This is a genomic window from Gluconobacter sp. P5E10, assembly GCF_018812145.1.
GTDB classification, from domain to species: domain Bacteria; phylum Pseudomonadota; class Alphaproteobacteria; order Acetobacterales; family Acetobacteraceae; genus Gluconobacter; species Gluconobacter cerinus.
The window spans coordinates 72,794-94,085 of sequence record NZ_JACRVZ010000001.1; the positions used below are offsets into that span (position 1 = coordinate 72,794).

Below are 21,292 nucleotides of genomic sequence, written 5' to 3' on the forward strand. Positions count from 1 at the left end.
TTTCTGGCCATCCGCCTGTTCAGGGATGGTTCGCCAGATCTCCCATTGGCAGGGAGGGAAGTTGCCTGTCATGGCCGAGGCCGGGCGTCGAAGGTGCGGTGCCCGTGAGGTTCTCGAACTGCTCCGGATGCTGTGATGCCGTGACATCCCCAACAGCCTTCGGGTGGTGCAGATTGTCATACTGGAGCGGCGCGATAGACAGCGTCTGGTCCATGGTTGGCAGTGCCTTGACGGACCACCCGCCACCCAGACTGCGGATCAGGTCCACATCTGCCGTATAAAGGCGCGTGGCGACCTCCACCTGATGGATGCGGCTTTCCAGTGTGTTTTCCTGACTGAAAATCGCTTCCAGGTATGTGCCAACGCCACCTTGATAAAGGGTCATGGTCATATTCTGGGTGTCGAGATTGGCTTTGACGGCCTGCTCCAAGGCGGTATTTTCTTTGGAGAGGCGCTCAGTCCGGGACAAGCCATCTTCGACTTCGCGGAAGGCATCAAGAACCTTCATGCGGTATTCGTCGCGCGTTTCCCGGTATGCTGACCACGTTCTCTGGAGTTCTGCCCGACGCAGGCCACCATCAAAGAGCGGCATGTCGAGGCTGGCACCATACGTCCAGAGTGAATTGGCCAGGTTGGCCAGATCGAAGCCATTGGATGCGAAGCCGCCGCCGAGCTTCAAAGCGATATGCGGGTAGAATGCCGCACGGGCAATGCCGATTTCCCGGTTGGCCTGCGCCATTTCGCGTTCGGCCGACGCAATGTCTGGCCGACGTTGCAGCAGTTCGGAAGGCACGGTGGTTGGGATGCTCGGCTGGATGAAGCTAAACGTCTGAACCTGCGGAATATGGAACGCCGATGGAGACGAGTTGGTCAGAACGGCAATGGCATGCTCCGTAACCTGACGGGCCGCCTGAATATCCAACTGAGCGGCCTGCGTGGTGTAGAGCTGTGCCTGAGCACGGGCGAGATCCAGACGTGGGGCTGCCTGGTTCTGAACCTGATTTTCCGTGATGGTGACAGCCCGCTTATAGAAGGCGATGGACTGTGAGTAGATCGCATCCTGTGCGTCATAACCGCGCAGTTCAATATAATCGCGCGCCAGTTCAGCCTGGATGCTCAGGCGTGCCATGGCGAAGTCCGCCGCGCGTTGCTGGGCAAACTGCTTCTGGGAGCGAACGCGGTTCCGGATGGACGACCAGAAATCCGGCTCCCAGGACACGAGGCCGCCGTAATCCTCTTCTGTTTGCGTGAGCGTGGCACCATTGCGGAACAGACGGTCAGCAGACTGTTTGTTGTCTGACGCACCGGCTTCCAGGCTGGCATGGGGGAGCAGTTCGGACCGCGCCGCGGCTACGAGGGACCGTGCCTGAATGAAGCGTTCTGCCGCTGCCTGAATGTCCCCGTTGTCTGCGGTTGCGCGTTCTTCAAGCTCATTCAGAAGTGGATCATGCAGCATGATCCACCAGTTTTCCGGCAGGAGCGTATCAGCAGGCGTGGCGACCGCGAACGGTGCCTGACCCTGCCAGCTCGCCGGGACAACGAAGCTGGGGGCCTTGTAGGTCGGGGCGAGATCGCAGGCTGACAGCCCCAGAAGAGAGAGGGCTGAACCGCAGGCGAGTGAAAAACGGCGAAGGATGGGGCTGATCATTGGTCTTTCCCATAGCCTGACTGGTTATAGCCGCGCTGACCTTCCACGACATTGACCTTGTCGCCTTCCAGCACATCGGCTGGCGGGTTGGAGATGATGCGGTCTGTCGGGGAAATGCCATTCTGGATTTCGGTCGACGTGTCGGCCATGCGACCGACGGTGACGTTCCGATAATGGACGCGGCTGTTTTCATCGACGACGGCGACCTGCATGCCCTTTTCTTCGAAGACGAGAGCACTGGTCGGGATTTCGTAGAGATGTGCGTCTTCGTTGTGGGATTTCAGCGCGGCTGACGCAAAGGTCCCGGGCCAGAGCACTTCATCCTTGTTCTCCAGGGTGAACTCGGCCACGGCTGTACGGGTGGTCGGGTCGAAGCCGCGTGATGTCGTCAGGTAATGGGCTTCAAACGTGCGGCCACGATACTGGGGCACACTGATGGTTGCGGTCAGATCCGGCTGCAGAACATAGGAGAATGTTTCCGGCACGGACACGAACAGACGCAGCTTCTGTACATCGGCAACCGTGAAGAGTTCGGATGCGCCACCCGTTGAGTTCAGGCCGCCGCCACCATTGTTGACGTAGTCACCGACGTTGATGTTACGCGCCGTCACGACGCCATCGAATGGTGCAACGATGGTCTTGAACTTCTCAAGAGCTTCGAAGTGATCGACGTTGCGTTGTGCTGCATCCACTTCTGCATGGGCAGACTGTTCGTTTGCGTTGGACACTGAGACGGACTGCCCTGAAACGGACTGAGACCGCCCCATGGCGCGCCAGCGCTCGGCCGTCACGGTGGCGAGGTGGTATTTCGCCATTACAGAGTCCAGATCTGCCTTGGCCTGCGCATACTGTGCATCAAGGGCAGGGGCATTGATCTCGGCCAGAGCGTCGCCAGCCTTCACGTGTGCACCGTAGTCCTTGTACCACATCTTCACGTAGCCAGAGACCTGCGGGTAGATCGGCGCCTGATACCAGGCATCAATCGTGCCGGGGAGCGTCAGGGCGACCTTCTCAGGGGATTGCTTGGGCGTGACGACCGCAACGTTCTGGATCGCGCCAGCTTCAGTGTCAGCCTTCAGTTCCGTTGCCGCATGGGTTTTTTCGACAACGATGAAGCCCACGTAAAGCGCGAGAACGCAGCTTCCCGCAATGGCGAAGATTTTCGGAGAGCTGGCCATTAGACAGTTTCCTTCTGACGCGAAGAACGGTTGTGGAGGATGGCGTAAACGCAGGGGACAAAAAGCAGCGTAGAGATTGTTGCGACCAGCAGGCCGCCGATGACAGCCTTGCCCAGCGGTGCGTTTGTGGAGTTCGAAATGGCCATCGGGATCATGCCAACGATCATGGCGAGTGCGGTCATGAGCACGGGGCGGATACGGCCAAAGCCGGCTTCCAGTGCTGCCTTGAGGGCGTCACCATGGATTTCGAGGCGTTCACGGGCGAACGAGACCACGAGGATGGAGTTGGCCGTGGCCGTTCCCATGCACATGATGGCGCCCGTGAGAGCCGGAACGGACAGACGCGTATTTGTCAGGAACAGAGCCCAGGCAATACCGCCCAGAGCACCCGGCAGAGCCGTGATGATGATGAACGGGTCCAGCCAGGACTGGAAGTTCACAACGATCAGCAGATAGATCAGCACCACGGAAATGCAGAGCCCGAAGACAAGCTGGGAATAGGCCCCATGCATGGTGGTGGCTTGTCCGTGGACGTCGATTTCAGCCGAGCGCGGGACGTTATGTGCGTCGGCCGCCAATACCTTTTTCACGCCGTCCAGAACGGAACCCATGTCCGTGCCCTCGACGTTTACGTAAATGTCCATCTCGGACATCGAGTTGTAGTGAGACACTTCGCCCGGTGTTCCGGCTGCAATCACGTTGGCAACGGCACCCAGAAGCTGCGGGTCGATGTTCTCTGTGTTGCCCTCACCCTTGTCCACCGGAATGGTCAGCAGATCGCTCAGATGCGTCATCTGATCCTGTGAGGTGTAAAGGTTCAGCGGGAAGGTGACGTTGTCTTCCGGGTCAAGCCAGAACTGCGGGTCCACAACGGCTGAGCCCGAGAGCGTGTACAGTTCGTTCTGGGCAATATCGGCTTCCGTCACGCCTGTTGCCTGACCAAAGGTCCGATCACCGTTAACCATCAGCGTCGGCGTGGACATGGTCTGCTGGATCGTGACGTCTGCAGCACCTGGAACCTGACGGATCTTGCCAATGATGTGACGGGCATAATCGTAGTTCAGCAGGGCATCCGGACCGGAGATCTGAACGTCAATCGGAGCAGAAGATCCAAAGTTCAGGATTTTCTGGGTCAGATCAGCAGGCTGGAATGTGAAGACCGTGCCGGGGAAACGCTGTGACAGATCCTTGCGGAGCAGCTTGCGATAGTCCCAGACAGGGGAGGCATCATTTTTCAGGGCAATCGTCAGGTCGCAGTCCTGCGTTCCGACGCTTGGTGTGGGCATGAATGCCTGATTGTGAGGGCCTTCTGGAAGGCCGCAATCAGAAATGATGCTTTCAACCTTGCCTGCCAGATCCTGATGAATGCGATCATCCACGAGGGCAGCGATACGGCCAGCAACCTCGATACGCGTTCCCAAAGGTGCACGCATATGCATCTGGAGAGTGCCGGATTTCACTTCAGGGAAGAAGTCTCGCCCTGCGAAGGCATAGAGTCCGGTTGAGGCAATGGAGATCAGCATGAAGATGCCGACGAAAGCGCCACGGCGGCTGATGCAGCGCTCCAGAAGGCTGCCATAGCCATCGCGGAACCGATTGAAGCGGGTTTCAAATCCGGCCTGGAATCGGCCAAAGAAGCCTTTGGGTTCCGGATGGCTATGATCGGTTTCACCGTGCGCGCCATGATGGACCTGGCCTGCCAGAAGATACTTGGCCATGGTGGGCACGAGCGTCCGGGACAGGATGAAGGAGGCGATCATCGCGAAGATGATGGCTTCTGCCATCGGCATGAACAGGTAGCCCGACACGCCGTCCAGCTCGAAGAGTGGCAGCCAGACAATGCAGATGCAGGTTGTGGAGACGAAGGTTGGGATGACGATCTGGTTCGCCGCATCAATGATGGCGAGTTCCAGATCCTTGCCCATTTCAAGATGGGTATCGATGTTCTCGATCATGACGGTAGCGTCATCCACGAGAATACCGACAGCCAGTGCAAGACCACCCAGCGTCATCACGTTGATGGACTGACCCGCCCAGCCCAGCCCGATGAGCGCACACAGAATGGCCAGCGGAATGGATGTGGCGATGATGACTGTGGAGCGCCAGGAGCCAAGGAACAGCAGAACTACGATTCCTGTCAGGAACGCGGCCGTGATCATTTCCTGAACGACGTCCTTGATCTGGTCTTTCACCATCACGGAGGCGTCTTCAAGGATTGAGACATGCACATCAGGCGGCAGAATTCGACGCAGACGCGGAAGAAGCGCCTTGGTCGCAGCCACAACATCCAGAGTGGAGGCGGTACCACCCTTCTGGGTAATGACTTCTACGGCCTGACGGCCCTTCACCAGCACCAGGTTTGTCTGAGGATGGCCACCACGATAGACGTCCGCGACGTCCCTCACATAGATGACCGCATTGCCAACCCGTTTGACGGGGATATTGGCGATGTCTTCCATGCTCTGCGGGGCTGCATTGGTCTGCACCATCCAGTCGGTCGCATCGATCTTCTGGTCACCTGCCGGCAGAACAATGTTCTGCTTGCGCAGGGCAGCCTGTACGTCCGCAGCAGCAAGATGATGAGCCCGGAGTTCCGCCTGGTTCATGGAAACCATGACAAAGCTGTCCATGCCGCCATTTGGATGGGCAACGACCGCTCCGGGTACTGTTGCAAGAAGCGGACGAACTGTAATTACGCCGAGTTTGAACAGATCGGACGGTGTTTGTTTGTCAGATGTGATCTGCAGGGCAATGACGGGAACCTGAGACGGGTTCAGGGCCATGATCATTGGTGCAGGCACCATGGGCGGAAGGCCCAGGAGCACTGTCTGCGAAATTGCCGTCACTTCTGCTTCGGCTTCCCCGATGGGGGTGCCGGGCTGGAAGTAAATATCTACAATCGACCGGCCATAATAGGAGTTGGACTCCATATGTTCGATGTTCTGAACTGTTGTCGTAACAGCCAGTTCGAAGTTGTAGGTAATACGGCCAGCAAATTCCTGTGGCAGAAGACCTGGATAGGTCCAGACCGCTGCGACGACCGGAATCTTGATATTGGGGAATACGTCCGTTGGCGTCCTGAGGATCGAGAGGATGCCAAGCATCACAATCAGAATCGACAGGACGACGAACGTTAAGGGTCGTCTTAGCGCGGTGACAACAATGGCATTCATTGGTTGGCGCGTCCTGATGCGGTTTAGGTAGATGCGCCGATATACACATTATGTTGTAAAGTTAGATTTAAACTCCCATTTAATACAGAGATTTAATTAAATGCAGATTTAATCTGTTGTTTGATGTCGTAAATTCTATACGGCGTGTAATGAATATATATTTATTAAAAACAAATTTATTATAGAGAAAACGAATTTGTATCGGAAGTTTTCTTTTCTGGTCATTGTGTATACGAAAAAGCCCGCTCCCCAGTCATGGGAAGCGGGCTTTTTCGATACCTTCAGAGAAAGATGGAGGCCGGATCAGCCTTCAGCTTTTTCCTCAGCAGCTTCTGGAGCAGCCTTCGCAGGTTCCACGATCGGGGAACGTGGGGCGACGCCATCCGTGATCATTTCGAGCTGACCGGTAATCTGGCCACCATCTTCAACCTGCAGACGACGGCACTTTGCCTTGCCGATCAGACGACCGCTGCCGCGGATCGTAAGGCTGCCGTTGACGGTCAGGGTGCCGTCAATCGTGCCGGCAACTTCTGCATCTTCAACTTCGATCGCACCGCGGAAGACACCGCCCTGTGCAACAACGACTTCTGCCGCCTGAATCATGCTGGACTCGACAGTCCCTTCAACGACCAGACGCTCGGCATCCTGAACCGAACCCTGAACGCTGATACCACGGCCGACGACCAGCGTGCGACGCTCCGGACCCGTCTGGCGCGGTGCTCCCGGTACGCCTGCTGCACCCGGACGGGGCGCAGTTGCCGGCGTTGCGCCCGGCAGGTTGTTCGGGGATGGCGGCGCCGGGAAAGGGGTACGACCCATAGATGCGGGGTCCTTCTGCTGGTTGGGCTGAGGGCTGGCTGTTCCGGATCCGGACGCAGGAGTGGTCTGGCTGGAAGCATCCGGCCGGTTGGGAAAGATGGGCTGCCCGGCGAGCTTGCTTGTCTCGGCAGGCTTTGCGTCTTCTTCCGGTTTGCGTCTTCTGAACAAGGAAACCCCGCTACGGATCTGGAAAGAACAAGGACTATGTCTCGGCCGCTCGACACCGGACCTGCTGGTGCAGGGTTCGTCAGGAACGGCCTCTGACAAGGCTTACACGGTCACGCCCCGAACGGACAACCCGCGCTTGCGTGCAAATGTCATAATCTGACATGCGCAGAACAGGAGAGTGCATTCGTCCCGGGTGTTGGCGTGTTCCCAGAGGGCACCTATGATCGTGTTGATTTAATGGCGCAGATAGCGTCTTGAACGATTTTTTGCCTTTTTGTGAACTCTGGAGCCTTAATGTCAGTCCCCAAGCACGATCTCCTCTGCATCGGCAACGCGATTGTCGATGTTCTTGCCTCTGTTGATCCGGCTGTTATTGCCGATCTTGGTGCAACTCCAGGCAGCATGACGCTCATCGATGCGGCAACCGCGCAGGACATTGAAAACCGTATTGCTGTTGAACGTGTTGCCGGTGGCGGCTCTGGTGCCAATACGGCGGTGGTTGCGGCTCGTATGGGCGCAAAAGTCTCTTATCTCGGCAAGGTTGCTGAAGATCAGGCCGGGACGCACTTTACGCAGGATATCCGCGATCAGGGCCTGACTTTCCCGTCCCAGCCACTCGCTGCGTCTGAAAAAATTCCGACCGCGCGCTGCATCGTGCTCGTGACGCCCGATGGACAACGCACCATGTTCACCTATCTCGGGGCCTGTACGGAATTTACACCGGCAGATGTTCATGAAGAGACAGTCACGGATGCTGCCATCACGTACATGGAAGGCTATCTTTACGATAAGCCCCATGCTCAGGCGGCTTTCGAACATGCCGCTACGCTGGCCCGTAAGGCTGGCCGTCAGGTTGCTCTGACGCTGTCAGACACGTTCTGCGTGGGCCGTCATCACGCGGCATTCCGTGGGCTCGTTGCCGGTCACGTCGATATTCTCTTTGCCAACGAAGCCGAGCTTCTGGCGCTGTATGAAACGACTGATTTCGAAGACGCTCTGCGTCAGGTTGCTGCAGAAACTCAGCTGGCTATCGTCACGCGGAGCGAAAAGGGCGCTGTCGTCATCAGCAAGGGTGAGCGTCACGACGTTCCGACTACGCCAGTCAAGGTTGTGGATACGACCGGCGCGGGCGATGCATTTGCGGCCGGATTCCTTGCTGGCCTGAGCAAGCAGCATGACCTTGTGACGTGCGCGAAGCTCGGCAATCAGGCTGCTGGCGCCATCATCACGCGCTTTGGTGCGCGGCCGCAGGAAGATTTTGCTCTGCGCGCCTGAGGGCAATACGTGATCCGGGGAAGTTATTTCCCGGATCATCCCATAGCCCTACGCTTCAAAGATGTTTCTGGGCCAATCCTGACTGGCCGACTTCCTGAAGATAGGTCCAGAGTGCATCCAGATCGCTTTCCGAGATGGCACTTTCCGGAAAAGACTCCATGTGTTCGCTTGGCCACTTCCTGACCTGCTTCGGGTTGCGGATGATGGCCCTGAAGCCTTTAGGGGTTATGTACTCTGTTACCGGGATGGGCCGCCCGAGATCCGGTCCCATGCTTCCCTCGCCAACGCCCATGAGCTGATGGCAGGGCAAACAGTTTTCCGCAAAAATGACCTGTCCTTTTGCGGCGGGTTCACTTGTGCCAGACGGCAGCTCATTACTTGAGGATGGGGTTATGGCAGCGAGCTGGTCGACCCATTGTTCCTGCTTGATGATGCCAACTTCCTCACCGGTCCACACAAGGGCAAACGGTCCAAGGTCATGGCCGTGAGGACGGCGTTTAGGCCATTCCTTGTCTTCAATGGCGATCCACGCAGTGACGTGATGTTTGCGAGCCTGCTCAAAGACACTCCTGGGAATTTCCGCCGTAAAAAGATCTGTGGCCTGAAAAGCCAGCGCATCATCCTGATGGATCAGCGCTGAAAGCGGGATCGCGGGAACGTCTGGCCCAAGAGGCTGCTTGATGTGGGACAGATCCAGTCTCTGGGTTTCCGGGCGGTGCAGAAGCTCTTCAACGCTGAATTTATGAACGGTATCGCCGTCTTTGACGCTCAGAACTGTGGATGGATTAGCCCAGGCCGGTGAGGCTATAAGCCCGACGAGAAAAAACAGTCGTTTGAAAACATGCCGTCCGTTCATTCCTGCCTTCACCCCTCTAAATCCTTGTTAATTCAAAAGTCTACAGTTCCCTGATATCATAATGATCTCGGAACGGAGTGAGTAAACAGCAAAAAAACGAGCAGTCCGACGCCTTAAAGATCCGACCAGCCAATCTGCCTTACGTTTTCACGTGTGAAAGCATCGCGAACACCGGGATCGAGAAGCGCCGCGAGTTCACCCTCCTGATCGTAGGTGGGCATGAAGCGATGCATCATGGCGTTTTGAGCTGTGGCGGGGTGGAAATAAATTTCACTGACGCCTTGGGGAAGCTTCGGAATGAAGGCTTGAATGCGGTCAGGGGTCATATGGCCAGACCAGCGCAGCCCGAAGCACCAGTCATTGGTCTTTAGGCCTGCTTTGTGGATCTGATGGCGAAGGACTCCAATCCAGCGACGCAAGGCGCGATCACCGATGCTATCTTTTGCGTCCACAGGCTCAGGTGGCTCAAACGGAGAGCGTACAGCTTTCAGGCCATGCTCCAGCCCCGATTCAATCAGGAAGCGCCCGACAGTGGGGTGGAGATGCATATGCTTGTGGGCATTCGCGTGATCCAGCGGAAGGCCTGTACGGGCAAAGACGCGGTACTGCGCTTCAATTTCACGACGGATGGCGCTTCGGGCATGGGGACTGAAGAAATATTCGACGCCAAGCCGAAGCTGGTTGCGACCAAACCAGCCCTGTTCATCCGTGATGGCGGGAAGATCCAATACGGATTTCCCTTCGATCGCGACGACGTGCAAGCCGACTTTCAGGTCAGGCATGGTTTTCGCCCGACGGACAGCGTCCGCTGCGGCATCTCCGGCGACCATCAGGCTCGCTGTTGAAAGGACGCCCTTGCGATGGGCTGCCTCAATGGCTTCGTTGACTTCCAGGCTCATGCCGAAATCATCGGCGGAAACAATGGCGCGACGGGTCATGATGAAGCTCCGGAATAGGGGGCGAAGGTCATGAAAAAAGGGGCATGGCCGTCAAGCCATGCCCCTTTTCGAGAGAACGAGGCCGTCAGGGACGGTCTCAGGCCGCGTGACGGTCCTTAAGGAACTGGAAGAATTCCACACCTTCGCGCAGACGACGCTTCATCATTTGCGGGCTGCGGATCATCTCGTTCAGGATGGAAGCGATCTTGGAGCCGCGGAAATAGAACTTCCGGTAGAATTCCTCGACGCTTTCGAAGATTTCCGTGTGTGACAGGTGCGGGTAATGCAGGGGGGCAATCTGCACGCCGTTCTCGTCAATCAGCTCGGCCGCATCGACGTTCAGCCAGCCATTCTCGGTTGCCTGCTTGTGGAGTGCCGTACCCGGATAAGGAGCGGCCAGGGAAACCTGCAACGTGTGCGGGTTGATTTCCTTGGCGAAAGCGATGGTCTCCTGAATGGTTTCCTTCGTCTCGCCCGGCAGGCCGACAATGAACGTGCCGTGGATCTTGATGCCCAGTTTGTGGCAGTTCTTCGTGAATTCCTTGGCGACTTCGACGCGCATGCCCTTCTTGATGTTGTGAAGGATCTGCTGGTTGCCGCTCTCATAACCCACGAGGAGAAGGCGCAGGCCGTTTTCCTTCATGATCTTCAGCGTGTCGTAAGGAACGTTCGCTTTGGCATTGCAGGACCACGTAACACCCAGCTTGCCCATCTCACGGGCAATGGCTTCGGCGCGCGGCAGATCGTCCGTGAAGGTATCATCATCGAACATGAATTCCTGCACGTCCGGGAAGTACTGCTTGGCGAGACGGATCTCGGCAGCAACATGCTCCGGGCTACGCGTGCGGTAGCGATGGCCGCCAACCGTCTGCGGCCACAGGCAGAACGTGCAGCGGGACTTGCAGCCACGGCCCGTGTAGATGGAAATGTATGGGTGCTTCAGGTAGCCGATGAAGTAGTCGTTGATGTTGAGGTCACGCTTGTAGACTTCCGTTACGAACGGAAGGCTGTCCATGTCCTCAATCATCGCGCGTTCTTTGTTCGCGATGATCTCGCCGTCAGCATTACGCCAGGTGATGCCGTCCACTTCTGCCAGTGGCTTGCCTTCGGCGATTTCCTTGATCGTGAAATCGAACTCGTTGCGCGCCACGAAGTCGATCGGGCCACCCTGTCTCATGCTCTCGTCAGGCTGCACGGCAACCTTGGCGCCGACCATACCGATCATGATCTTCGGATTGGCGTCCTTGATCATCTGCGCCACGCGGACGTCCGATGCGAAGGACGGCGTGGAGGTGTGCATGACGACGAGGTCGCGATTCTTCACGTCCTCAAGGATCGGATCCATGCCCATCTTCGCCGGCGGGGCGTCGATCAGGCGGGAGCCGGGCACCAGAGCTGCCGGTTGAGCCAGCCATGTTGGAAACCAGAAAGACTTGATTTCACGCTTGGCCTGATAACGGGAACCAGCACCACCATCGAAGCCGTCGAAGGAAGGAGGCTGGAGAAAAAGGGTTCTCATCATGATCGGACACTCCTGTGGGTGGTGGCGCCAGACTGGAACGCTGTGGCGCGCGCCGAAGATTTACGTTTTCTTCGGGCGATATGGACCGTTCTGCCGCGCCATGCAACGCGTGACCCTCTTGCACTGCCCACCATGATGGCTGCGGAGAGCCAGTCACGGATGACCAGAAGAGGGATTGCAGCGGGCAAAGGACACTCCGTTGCACGGTCTATAATGCGGCTTCCAAGGCCACGAATGGCCCAGGTCAGCCCCAGCAGAAGCCAGGTCCACCATGTATTGGGACGAAAAAGAACGGCTGTGACGGCCCAGAACAGCGGAAGCTGAATGGAAGACAGGCCATAGCCGACGGGTTCAACATTCTTGACGGTTCTACCCCAGCGTAACTCGTGAGAGAGCAACTCGCTGAGGGTGTGTTCGCCAACAGTGGTATGGGTGAGGGACGGCGCAATGGCGATGCCCTGACCACGCTGACGGATAAGCTGACCAAGTTCAGCATCGTCCGCCACGTGATCGACAAGAGCTTCCAGGCCGCCAATGTCAGTCAGTGTCTGTCGTGTGAGAGCCATGGTGGCGCCCAGACAGTCCTGACGACCCAGCAGGCGTGACATCATCACGCCTGGCAGGAAATTGTGGTTGATCTGACAGGCACCAAGTTGCTGGACCAGTGTTCCACCAGCTGTGCGCCCGGCATAAAGAGTCGTCACAAGTCCGACACCGGGAGCTTCGAGGCTGGAAACAACGTGCTTCAGGTAAGTCGGAGCGCAGTGAATGTCAGAGTCTGAAATGACCAAAACATCGTGCCGCCCTTCATCGAACATGTTGATGAGGTTGCTGACTTTCCGGTTCGGACCGTGTTCGTCAGCATTGATCACAATGCTGACTGGGATCTGAGGATATTTCTGACGAAGATCCTGCACAACAGACAGAGCCGTATCGGCTTCGTCGTGAACGCCAAAGACAATCTGGAAGTCGGGATAGTCCTGCGCGAAGACACTCTCAAGCGCTTCGCGGAGCAAAGGCTCATTGCCGTGAAGAGGCTTGAGTACTGTAACAGCTGGCCAACGCCTGCCCGACATGCGGACGGCCTCGTCCTCTCGACGTTCCCGCGTGCGGAAACGTGCAAGAAGGGTCGCCCCCGTAAGGGCCTGAATATTTCCAGCTACAGATACGAGTGTACAGAAGCCAGCTGCAATGGAGAGAGGTGAAGGCACGGCGGTCTTTTATCTCCCCTTCACATCAGGAAGGAAGAGCTTCGTAGCCGCGCGGGACTCAATCATGCAGGAATTTGGTCGTTTTCCGGTCCAGCAGATCTGCAAGACCGCTTGCACCGCCCTGAGACAGAGCGCCGCCGAAATCGGCACGTTGTGCGGCAACCTGGCTGATATGGGCATCCAGAAGAATGTCTGTGATGCGCCAGCCTGAGGGGCCACTCGTCATGATGTAATCGATTGGCGTGCCACCATCGGAGCCGCCGCCAATGGTCGTATCCACAATCTGGCCACCCGTTGGGTTTGGGCGGGTCTGCGGCAGGATAGTGAAGACGGCGTTACTTCCCGGTTTGAAAGAAGATGCATATCGCGCGATTGTGAACTGACGGAACGATCCAAGCAGACGGGTGCGATCAGCTGCGCTCAGATTATTATAGCGCACCCCCACAGAGCGACGCAGAATGGCCTCAAGATCAAACGCATGGTCAACGGCCGGCGCAATCATTGTGGCACGTTGCTGTGCGGTCTTGCCCGTCGTCTGCGCAGTTTTCAGAGCATCATACAAACCCTGAATTGGCGCGGCTGGCGCGGATGCAGAGCTTTCGCTGGCTGCTGGGGCGGTCTGGGCTTGCGCTGCTGCCACCGGGACGCCTGCGAAGAGGCTGGTCACAAGAAGGGACAGAGTCGCGTTCTGGGCAAATCGGGAATTCATGGTCATGCTTTCGTCCTCTGAGACGTTTTATGCAAGAGGTCATGCTCTTGCTGCACGGTATCAACCGCCGGATGCGGAAATCGTTCTGTGGTCGAATGGCCACATCACTACATAGAATTGCAACCAACGACATTGAGGCCCACATGGCAATGAGGCTATAGCCAGTCAATCAAGAGTCCGATGCGCCTTCTCGGTGCCGGTTAACACAAACCGACATTGCCTAGGCCATACGGGCCTCATTCAGATGTTTAGGGCCCCGGCGCGCTGTCACGGCGCACACTGTCGGTGGCTAGAACCAGAGGATTATAATGGCCGTTCCTTTGATGCAGGCTGTCCGAGTCGGACGGTACGTTGTCAAGCAGCACCTCACGGGCCGCAAGCGATATCCGCTGGTCCTGATGCTCGAACCGCTGTTCCGCTGCAATCTGGCGTGTGCCGGTTGTGGTAAGATCGACTACCCGGCACAGATCCTGAACCAGCGCATGAGCTTGCAGGAATGTCTGGATGCCGACACGGAAGCAGACGCCCCCGTTATTGCCGTTGCAGGTGGTGAACCCCTTCTGCACAAGGAAATGCCTCAGATCATCAAGGGTCTGATTGCGCGCAAGAAGTACGTTTACCTTTGCACAAACGGTCTTCTCCTTGAGAAGAAGCTCGACGATTACGAGCCATCCCACTTCTTCTCCTGGGACGTGCATCTGGACGGCGACAAGCTGATGCATGACTCGTCGGTCTGTCAGGACGGCGTGTTCGAGAAGGCGACGGCAGCAATCCGGGCCGCCAAGGCTCGTGGCTTCCGCGTTTCCATCAACTGCACGGTCTTTGATGGTGCAGTTCCTGAGCGTCTGGCTGCGTTCTTTGATGAAGTCATGGCGCTTGGCGTTGACGGAATCATGACGGCTCCGGGCTATGCTTACGAGCGCGCTCCGGATCAGGCTCACTTCCTGAACCGCCAGAAGACCAAGCAGCTTTTCCGCGATGTCTTCCGTCTGGGTAAGGGCAAGAAGTGGCGCTTCACACAGTCGCCGCTGTTCCTGAACTTTTTGGCTGGCAACGAGAACTACCACTGCACGCCATGGGGCAAGCCGCTCCGTACCGTGTTTGGCTGGCAGCGTCCCTGCTATCTGCTGGGTGAAGGCTATGCCAAAACCTTCAAAGAGCTGATGGACGACACGGAGTGGGAGAAGTATGGCACCGGCGCATACGAGAAATGCGCTGACTGCATGGTTCACTCAGGCTACGAATCCACGGCTGTGATGGATGCCGTTCGTCGTCCCTGGCACATCGCCAAGGTCGCACTGTTCGGACCGGAAACTGAAAAGCCGATGGTTCCGGAAATCTCGCTCGCCAACCAGCGCCCTGCCGAATACGGCTATGAAGCGCAGGTTGAGCAGCAGATGGAAAAGATCACGACAGGTGGCAAGCCGGCGCGTGGCCCGCGTGTGCGTGTAAATGGCCGTCCGGCAGCCAATACTGTGACTGCGGCAGCTGACGCTGCTGACTGACACAGTCTTTTTTTGACTGGGTTATGCAGAAAGACCGGCCTTCAAGGCCGGTTTTTTTGTATTCTGTCATACAGAACTATGAGTGTGGCATGAATGTCATGGTGTCGAACGGCAGTCCTGACTATCATCAGGGTCTCATTACTCCGGCCGGACCATGTTGACCCCGATCTTTGTTATTTGCCTGCTTATTCTTCTGAACGCTGTTTTTGCCATGGGAGAGCTGGCACTTATTTCAGCCAAGCGCCCCCGGCTGGAAGTCCTTGCAAAGCAGGGTTTCCGCGGCGCGCCCGCAGCACTCCGTCTTGCGGAAGACCCGCATGCGTTTCTTCCTACCGTTCAGATCGGCATGACGCTGGTTTCGATTCTGGAAGGTACGTTTGGTGGAAGCCAGATTGAAGCCAACATCCGGGACTGGATAGCAACCGTTCCCGCTCTGCACCCCTTTGCGGGTGAGCTCTCGATTGTTCTGGTCGTGGCGATCATAACTTTTGCGATGCTGGTATTTGGTGAACTGGTTCCCAAACAGATTGCCTTGCAGCAGCCTGAGATCATCGCGTCTCGCCTGTCCTGGCTTCTGGTGGTCGTTGCCCGCGTTGCTCAGCCTGTCGTGTGGCTTCTGAGCGGCACGTCATCGTTAGTGCTGCGTCTGCTTCGTGTCGGGCCTCTGACCCGTGCCGCTGTGACGGAGGAAGAACTCCGAGCGGTTCTGGCTGAAGGCGCGCGCGCGGGCGTTCTGGAAACGGACGAACAGGCCATGATCGAACGCCTGCTCCGGCTGGCTGACCGGCCCGTCCGAGCCATCATGACACCTCGTAATGAGCTGTTCTGGGTAGATCGTCATGCTGATCAGGAAACGCTCGTGCGCAAGCTCAGGCAGTCATCCTATGCGCGTATCGTGGTGTGTGAGGGGGACGTCGATCATCCGGTTGGTGTCATTCTTGCCAAAGACATCATGGATCGTTTGTTGCTGGGAATGCCAGTGTCCATTGAGGCCGCATTGCGGGAGCCACCTGTCATTCCTGACAGTCTGAGCGCTCAGGACATGATTGAACGCCTGCGCGGCGTGAATATCGGCATAACTTTCGTTCTGGACGAATACGGGTCTTTTGAAGGTATCGTGACGCCGTCTGACGTTTTCGAGGCCATCGTCGGTGAAGAGAAAACCGAAGCCAATTCCTTCGAGCTTCAGGCCGCTGAGGGGGGAGATGAATACCTGTTTGAAGGTTTCATGCCGGCCGATGAACTGCGCTCGCGTCTTGATTTACCCGAGCTCCCAGGGGGTGGCAGCTATCATACCTTGGGTGGGGTGATACTGGCCCTGTTGCGCCGTGTTCCGGCCAGAGGCGATAAGGTAGCTTTCGAAGGATGGCTTTTCGAAGTGCTCGAAATGGATCGCCGTCGTGTTGCCAAGGTCAAGGTTAGTCGGCAGGTCCTGGCGGAAGACTGATTCCAGTCTCGATCAGGCACGGCTCACAAACAGTGCCTGACGTTTTGCCTCTTCATGGGCGTAAGCCCCCTTATGCCCGTAGCTCTGCACCATTTCTGACAATGGAAAAGTCGTCAGAAGCTCTATGACGCGTTTCTGCGAGGCAATTGCGTGCTGGAGCAACTCGCCATTACGCTTGCCCAGTGTAATCATCTTTTCCAGGAGACTACTGTGCTCGGGGAGGAGAGGTGTGCCAGTAAAGGCGCAGGCATCCTTTTCAGAGGCGGTTGCGATTGCCGTCTCCAGTTTTGTCGCGGCAGCCTGCTTCTGAGGGATAAGCTTCAAAGCGTCAGGAAGTCGTGCTTCTGACAGAGCACTGTTTTCAAGTGCCAGAATCGCAATGAGCTCTTCCATTGCCGTAATGATGGACGTGGTCATCATTTCTGCTCCTGCATAGCCAGCATTTGCCGATTGATGGCGTCCGTCATGCCTAGGCCGCCGTTGTTTTCCATCTGCTTCGCAATCTGCTCGACCAGCATGGGACGGAATTGCTGCTCTCCTGCTCCTCCACTGAACATATTCTGACTGTCATCGCTGGATTGGAACATGGGTTGAAGCATCTGGTTGATGGTCATGGATTCAAAATCCCTCGCTGCCTTAAGGGTCTTGGCAGCATCTAGGGCATTATCGTGAAGGGCATAGCCCTGCGATAACGACGGTAGATCTGAGACAGTCATCAGCGCATCTCCAGCTCTGCCTGCAGGGCTCCATCCGCTTTGATAGCCTGCAAAATACTGATCATGTCACGAGGGCCAACGCCGAGTGCATTCAGGCCCGACACCAGTTCCCTTAAAGTCGTTCCACCCGGAAGAACGGCTAAATGGTTGTTCTTGCCCGTATCAACTTTGACATTGGTACGAGGGACAACAGCAGTCTGGCCGTTTGAAAACGGCCCAGGCTGAGAAACCTGTGGGGTTTCCGTGATCTGAACGGTCAGATTGCCCTGCGCAACTGCCACTGTGCTGATACGGACGTCAGCGCCCATGATGATTGTTCCGCTGGCTTCGTCCACGATGACCTTGGCTGGGTTGTCGGGCGTCACCAGCAGGTCTCCAATGCGAGACAGCGTGGGGACCGGGTCACGGGTACTGAGGTCCAGCAGGACTGTTCGAGGATCCTCGACAACAGCGATGGGACCTATTGTGCGGTTGATAACGGCTGCCATTCGGCTTGCTGTCGTCAGATCAGGGTTCCGTAGGCTGAGATGCAGATTCTTGCGGTGACTGAGATCGAACGGAACCTCACGCTCTACAACTGCACCATTTGCGATATGGCCACTGGTCGGAACGTTGCGGGTCACGGAAGCAGCAGCACCGCGGGCACTAAAGGCATTTGTCGCCAGGCTACCCTGCGCGACGGCGTAAACTTCGCCATCTGCTGCCATGAGAGGGGTAACGAGGAGTGTTCCCCCTGTGAGTGATGAGGAATCTCCGGCTGCAGAGACCGTGACGTCAATCCGATTTCCGCCATGGGCAAACGCTGGTAGGTCCGCCGTGACCATGACCGCTGCGACGTCATGAGTCTGTAACTGTGTCTCCTGATCCCGAATGTTGACACCGAGCCGGTTGAGCATGGAAATCAGAGTCTCTCGGGTAAAAATGGAATTTGTCAGCCGGTCCCCCGTGCCGTTGAGACCGACAACGAGGCCATAGCCAATCAACTGGTTGGTTCTGACGCCTTCCATGTCCGTGATGTCCTTGATGCGGACAGTGGCAGCCAGCGTCAGAGACGGGGCGCCCAGGATAAAAGCGCAGAAAATAGCGGTTAGGCGCCGAAAAATTGGATGAGAGCTGAAGAGGACAGACATGAAAGTTCAGTGAAATCCTGACGGGTTAAACTGTAACAAAGACCCTTTGACACTCAGGATGACGCGGTATCGTAAAGAAACACCTAACACGGGCGCGGAATTCTGCGGTTGAAGGAGAGATAGAATAAAGATCTACGGGGTTGGCGAAATGATCTGTGATGGCTATAAGCCGCGCGTTATCGCCCGCGGCTATCGATCGGACGTTGGCGGATTAGCTGGGATTGGATGCGCATGATTACGCTACCGCCGGATTATACCCCTTCCGACGAAGAAGAATTCATGAACCCCCTCCAGGTGGAGTACTTCAGGCAGAAGCTTCTGCGCTGGCGTGCGGACCTGCTGAAAGAGGCTGACGGCACACTCGCCAGCCTCTCAGAAGGCGGGATTCATGAATCTGACATTACAGACCGTGCAAGCGTCGAAACGGATCGTGCTTTCGAACTGAGAACCCGTGACCGTGCGCGTAAGCTTATTGCCAAGATCAATATGGCTCTGCTCCGGATCGAAGACGGAAGTTACGGTTTCTGTGAGGAAACCGGCGAGCCTATCGGTCTGAAGCGCCTGGAAGCACGTCCGATTGCTACGCTTTCCATTGATGCTCAGGAACGTCACGAGCGCATGGAAAAGGTACATCGCGACGATTAAGGGGGTTGCACTTGGCGCGCTGAAGAGATACGAAGCGCGCCAAGGCACCGGTACTGCTGCTGTAGCTCAGTGGTAGAGCACTCCCTTGGTAAGGGAGAGGTCGACAGTTCAATCCTGTCCAGCAGCACCAGTCTTTTCTTCTTAAAATTGATCCTCGTAGGATAAGAATTTTCTGTACCAGCGGGCGCAAAAGGCGATTGCGGCTTGTCTAATGGACAGAGCTCGATTTGAAATTTTTTTACGCATCTCCCGATGCTCTTTGTCATTCCGATATAGCGGCTCAAGCTTATTGTTAAGTAGTGCGGCTGTCGTTCTGTGCCCTCTGAGTGTGCCGCATGGATAAATTTAAAAGGCCGGTCTGCTTATTCGGCCCGGTAAAATTCTGCCGAAAATGCCTAAGCTGTTCTGGCGAACAAAATGACTGCATAAAGTTTGGTAAGGGCGATAGATTTTTACGGCATCTTTTATTAAGCCCGCTTAGGATCCCACGAACGATCTCTCAGAGCCAGCTCCTCACATTCTCACCTTTATCGATAAGATTGCGAATCATGAGAATTAGCTCGGTCTGATACATTATTCAGTCCTAAACTAGATATACAGAATTAAACGTTGCGAAATTCTAAAATAAATTTGGAAGTAACATAGCTGCGCGTTTGTCAGTTCGTCCAATACCACCCATTATTAATCGGTAATGTGCTGGAAATTTGGGAATGAAGAGGCTTTTTTGTTCTGATTTTTGTAAAGCGATGGTCCAGTTGCTTCAGTTGGGATATCGCGGCAATCTGCAATGACTTTTTATAAACTGCGGTAGTCTATGTTGGGGTTAAGGTATGATTATTTCTGATTGGATGTCCCAGTCCAAGGTGGCTTTCGGTACAAGTGGCGCGCGTGGTCTTGTGAACGCGATGACGGACGCGGTTTGCTTTGCTTATACTGTTGGATATCTAAAGCACCTTGAAAGCCTGGGTGAGTTCTATTCAGGAGCGCCTGTTGCTCTGGCTGGCGATCTTCGTCCGAGCACACCTCGTATCCTGCGCGCCTGTGTTGCAGCGATCGTCTGGATGAAGGGCGCACCCGTTTTCTGCGGCTTTGTTCCTACGCCTGCTTTAAGCCTCTACGCGTTTGCACGAAAAATTCCGTCTTTGATGGTAACGGGAAGTCATATTCCGGATAACCGAAATGGTATCAAATTCAATCGTGCGCAAGGAGAGTTTCTAAAGGCAGATGAGGCCGCCATGCACATGCAGGATGTTTTTCTTCCAGACGGATGGTTTGACGAACAGGGTACTCTTGTAAAAGATGTTTCCCTTCCGTCCATTACAAATGTCGAGAAAGAATATATCACAAGGTATCAGAATTTCTTTGGGTCTGACGCGCTATCCGGTCTTGTCCTGGGTGTCTATCAGCACTCTGCAGTTGGGCGCGATACTTTAGTTGAAATTGTAAAAGCGCTAGGCGGAACAGCTATACCCTTGGCGCGTTCGGAGACTTTCGTTTCTGTTGATACAGAAGCAGTCCGTTCAGAAGATATTGTCCTTGCCCGAGAATGGGCAGAAAAGGACCATTATCATGCTATTCTGACGACCGATGGAGACTCTGATCGTCCCCTTTTGGCAGATCATAAGGGACATTGGCTACGAGGAGATGTATTGGGAATTCTTGCTGCGAAAATGCTGGGGGCCGAGGTTGTAGTAACTCCTGTGAGTAGCAATACAGCTCTGGAGGCTGCTGACTTTGTAAGGTCGGTGCGACGTACGCGTATTGGTTCGCCATTTGTGATCGCGGAAATGGATAACGCAGTAGCAGAGAGGTTTTCACCAGTTTTAGGCTATGAAGCCAATGGCGGCTTCTTGGTCGCTAGTGACGTAAAAAGAAACGATCGACTGCTAACGGCTCTTCCAACACGTGATGCAGTCTTACCTATCTTATCTGCCCTGATAGCCGCGCGTGAAGCAGGACTTAGTCTGGCGGACCTTGTGAAAACGCTGCCGCATCGTTTTACAGTGAGCGATCGGCTAGCTGAGCTTCCGACAGACGTCAGTTTGAAACGGCTAGCTGGTCTAAGGCTGAATATATCTGCAGGAATCCACGCCCTAGGTGTGCCGCCAAGCTATGGGGCTGTACGAACAATAGATGAAACAGACGGTTTGCGGATGACTTTCGAGGGGGGAGAAATTCTTCATCTTAGGCCATCAGGGAATGCTCCTGAATTGCGCATTTATGTTGAAGCGGACAGTGAAGAAGAAGCTAAAAATTTATTGATGTTAAGTTTGCACGGCGCAAACTGTTGGAAAGAATAGGGTTTGAAATTTACGTTGAAATTGTTCTGATTTTTTGGGGTGTACATCAGTC

At 55.7% G+C, this 21,292-nt stretch carries 18 protein-coding genes and 1 tRNA gene; 7 read left to right on the top strand and 12 right to left on the bottom strand.

Translation table 11 applies throughout. The features are described 5' to 3' along the window. Positions 1-19 precede the first annotated feature (19 nt). The 4 genes from KP707_RS00280 to KP707_RS00295 form a co-directional block, all read right to left on the bottom strand. Positions 20-1,648, bottom strand: coding sequence for an efflux transporter outer membrane subunit (locus KP707_RS00280; RefSeq protein ID WP_211501779.1), 1,629 nt, complete (start codon positions 1,646-1,648; stop codon positions 20-22). Further along, positions 1,645-2,826, bottom strand: a complete 1,182-nt coding sequence (locus KP707_RS00285) for an efflux RND transporter periplasmic adaptor subunit (RefSeq protein ID WP_086634233.1) — start codon at positions 2,824-2,826, stop codon at positions 1,645-1,647. Before KP707_RS00285 ends, KP707_RS00280 begins: the two co-directional genes overlap by 4 nt. Beyond that, the gene (locus KP707_RS00290) at positions 2,826-5,999 is read right to left on the bottom strand and encodes an efflux RND transporter permease subunit (RefSeq protein WP_211501780.1); all 3,174 of its coding nucleotides are present in this window, start codon (positions 5,997-5,999) and stop codon (positions 2,826-2,828) included. The genes KP707_RS00285 and KP707_RS00290 overlap by 1 nt, the downstream gene beginning before the upstream one ends. Before the next feature lie 303 nt (positions 6,000-6,302). Beyond that, on the bottom strand, positions 6,303-6,986 hold the full coding sequence (locus tag KP707_RS00295) for a polymer-forming cytoskeletal protein (RefSeq protein WP_249211332.1): 684 nt from the start codon (positions 6,984-6,986) through the stop codon (positions 6,303-6,305). Here KP707_RS00295 and KP707_RS00300 point away from each other — a divergent pair. After that, entirely contained in the window at positions 6,880-7,146 is a 267-nt protein-coding gene (locus KP707_RS00300; RefSeq protein ID WP_167386095.1) for a hypothetical protein, read from the top strand. The genes KP707_RS00295 and KP707_RS00300 overlap by 107 nt on opposite strands. Positions 7,147-7,280: 134 nt before the next feature. Further along, positions 7,281-8,261 carry an adenosine kinase gene (locus KP707_RS00305; RefSeq protein WP_211506896.1) on the top strand — a complete coding sequence of 327 codons (981 nt, stop codon included), beginning with the start codon at positions 7,281-7,283 and terminating at the stop codon, positions 8,259-8,261. Between the two features lie 55 nt (positions 8,262-8,316). Here KP707_RS00305 and KP707_RS00310 read toward each other — a convergent pair whose 3' ends face one another. From KP707_RS00310 to KP707_RS00330, 5 genes are all read right to left on the bottom strand, one after another. Continuing rightward, positions 8,317-9,117 carry a cytochrome c gene (locus KP707_RS00310; RefSeq protein WP_249210265.1) on the bottom strand — a complete coding sequence of 267 codons (801 nt, stop codon included), beginning with the start codon at positions 9,115-9,117 and terminating at the stop codon, positions 8,317-8,319. 113 nt (positions 9,118-9,230) lie between these two features. Continuing rightward, positions 9,231-10,055, bottom strand: coding sequence for a hopanoid biosynthesis-associated protein HpnK (gene hpnK, locus KP707_RS00315; RefSeq protein WP_211506898.1), 825 nt, complete (start codon positions 10,053-10,055; stop codon positions 9,231-9,233). Between the two features lie 97 nt (positions 10,056-10,152). Then, complete coding sequence (gene hpnJ, locus KP707_RS00320; protein WP_086634238.1) at positions 10,153-11,577, bottom strand: hopanoid biosynthesis associated radical SAM protein HpnJ; 1,425 nt, start codon at positions 11,575-11,577, stop codon at positions 10,153-10,155. Then, entirely contained in the window at positions 11,574-12,788 is a 1,215-nt protein-coding gene (gene hpnI / locus KP707_RS00325) for a bacteriohopanetetrol glucosamine biosynthesis glycosyltransferase HpnI (RefSeq protein ID WP_211501783.1), read from the bottom strand. Before hpnI ends, hpnJ begins: the two co-directional genes overlap by 4 nt. 58 nt (positions 12,789-12,846) lie before the next feature. Beyond that, positions 12,847-13,503 carry an ABC transporter substrate-binding protein gene (locus KP707_RS00330; RefSeq protein WP_086634240.1) on the bottom strand — a complete coding sequence of 219 codons (657 nt, stop codon included), beginning with the start codon at positions 13,501-13,503 and terminating at the stop codon, positions 12,847-12,849. A 302-nt stretch (positions 13,504-13,805) separates the two neighbouring features. On the opposite strand from KP707_RS00330, the gene hpnH reads away from it, so the two are divergent. Continuing rightward, positions 13,806-15,002: an adenosyl-hopene transferase HpnH gene (hpnH, locus tag KP707_RS00335; protein WP_099210969.1), complete on the top strand. Its 1,197-nt coding sequence runs from the start codon at positions 13,806-13,808 to the stop codon at positions 15,000-15,002. Between the two features lie 154 nt (positions 15,003-15,156). Continuing rightward, positions 15,157-16,449: a hemolysin family protein gene (locus tag KP707_RS00340; protein ID WP_064273570.1), complete on the top strand. Its 1,293-nt coding sequence runs from the start codon at positions 15,157-15,159 to the stop codon at positions 16,447-16,449. Between the two features lie 12 nt (positions 16,450-16,461). Here KP707_RS00340 and KP707_RS00345 read toward each other — a convergent pair whose 3' ends face one another. The 3 genes from KP707_RS00345 to KP707_RS00355 are packed head-to-tail and all read right to left on the bottom strand — an operon-like array spanning position 16,462 to position 18,295. Then, a complete protein-coding gene (locus tag KP707_RS00345; protein ID WP_249202699.1) occupies positions 16,462-16,869 on the bottom strand; it encodes a flagellar protein FlgN in 408 nt (135 codons plus the stop codon). Continuing rightward, positions 16,866-17,165, bottom strand: a complete 300-nt coding sequence (locus KP707_RS00350; protein WP_211499838.1) for a rod-binding protein — start codon at positions 17,163-17,165, stop codon at positions 16,866-16,868. The genes KP707_RS00345 and KP707_RS00350 overlap by 4 nt, the downstream gene beginning before the upstream one ends. Further along, on the bottom strand, positions 17,165-18,295 hold the full coding sequence (locus tag KP707_RS00355) for a flagellar basal body P-ring protein FlgI (protein ID WP_099210967.1): 1,131 nt from the start codon (positions 18,293-18,295) through the stop codon (positions 17,165-17,167). The genes KP707_RS00350 and KP707_RS00355 overlap by 1 nt, the downstream gene beginning before the upstream one ends. 231 nt (positions 18,296-18,526) lie before the next feature. Between KP707_RS00355 and dksA the strand changes: the two genes are divergently transcribed. From dksA to KP707_RS00370, 3 genes are all read left to right on the top strand, one after another. Beyond that, positions 18,527-18,940 (top strand): RNA polymerase-binding protein DksA, encoded by a 414-nt coding sequence (gene dksA, locus KP707_RS00360; RefSeq protein ID WP_046900902.1) that lies wholly within the window; start codon positions 18,527-18,529, stop codon positions 18,938-18,940. 55 nt (positions 18,941-18,995) lie between these two features. After that, positions 18,996-19,070, top strand: a tRNA-Thr gene (locus KP707_RS00365). 718 nt (positions 19,071-19,788) lie between these two features. Next, a complete protein-coding gene (locus tag KP707_RS00370; RefSeq protein WP_211502209.1) occupies positions 19,789-21,240 on the top strand; it encodes a phosphomannomutase in 1,452 nt (483 codons plus the stop codon). The last annotated feature ends 52 nt before the right edge of the window (positions 21,241-21,292 follow it).

Bases quoted from the DNA above. Each gene is read 5' to 3' on its own strand.
- hpnJ (WP_086634238.1), bottom strand. From the start codon at position 11,577: ATGATGAGAACCCTTTTTCTCCAGCCTCCTTCCTTCGACGGCTTCGAT.
- dksA (WP_046900902.1), top strand. From the start codon at position 18,527: ATGATTACGCTACCGCCGGATTATACCCCTTCCGACGAAGAAGAATTC.
- hpnH (WP_099210969.1), top strand. From the start codon at position 13,806: ATGGCCGTTCCTTTGATGCAGGCTGTCCGAGTCGGACGGTACGTTGTC.
- KP707_RS00280 (WP_211501779.1), bottom strand. From the start codon at position 1,648: ATGATCAGCCCCATCCTTCGCCGTTTTTCACTCGCCTGCGGTTCAGCC.
- KP707_RS00285 (WP_086634233.1), bottom strand. From the start codon at position 2,826: ATGGCCAGCTCTCCGAAAATCTTCGCCATTGCGGGAAGCTGCGTTCTC.
- KP707_RS00345 (WP_249202699.1), bottom strand. From the start codon at position 16,869: ATGATGACCACGTCCATCATTACGGCAATGGAAGAGCTCATTGCGATT.
- hpnK (WP_211506898.1), bottom strand. From the start codon at position 10,055: ATGACCCGTCGCGCCATTGTTTCCGCCGATGATTTCGGCATGAGCCTG.
- KP707_RS00370 (WP_211502209.1), top strand. From the start codon at position 19,789: ATGTCCCAGTCCAAGGTGGCTTTCGGTACAAGTGGCGCGCGTGGTCTT.
- KP707_RS00355 (WP_099210967.1), bottom strand. From the start codon at position 18,295: ATGTCTGTCCTCTTCAGCTCTCATCCAATTTTTCGGCGCCTAACCGCT.
- KP707_RS00290 (WP_211501780.1), bottom strand. From the start codon at position 5,999: ATGAATGCCATTGTTGTCACCGCGCTAAGACGACCCTTAACGTTCGTC.
- KP707_RS00350 (WP_211499838.1), bottom strand. From the start codon at position 17,165: ATGACTGTCTCAGATCTACCGTCGTTATCGCAGGGCTATGCCCTTCAC.
- KP707_RS00310 (WP_249210265.1), bottom strand. From the start codon at position 9,117: ATGAACGGACGGCATGTTTTCAAACGACTGTTTTTTCTCGTCGGGCTT.
- KP707_RS00305 (WP_211506896.1), top strand. From the start codon at position 7,281: ATGTCAGTCCCCAAGCACGATCTCCTCTGCATCGGCAACGCGATTGTC.
- KP707_RS00330 (WP_086634240.1), bottom strand. From the start codon at position 13,503: ATGACCATGAATTCCCGATTTGCCCAGAACGCGACTCTGTCCCTTCTT.
- KP707_RS00340 (WP_064273570.1), top strand. From the start codon at position 15,157: ATGTTGACCCCGATCTTTGTTATTTGCCTGCTTATTCTTCTGAACGCT.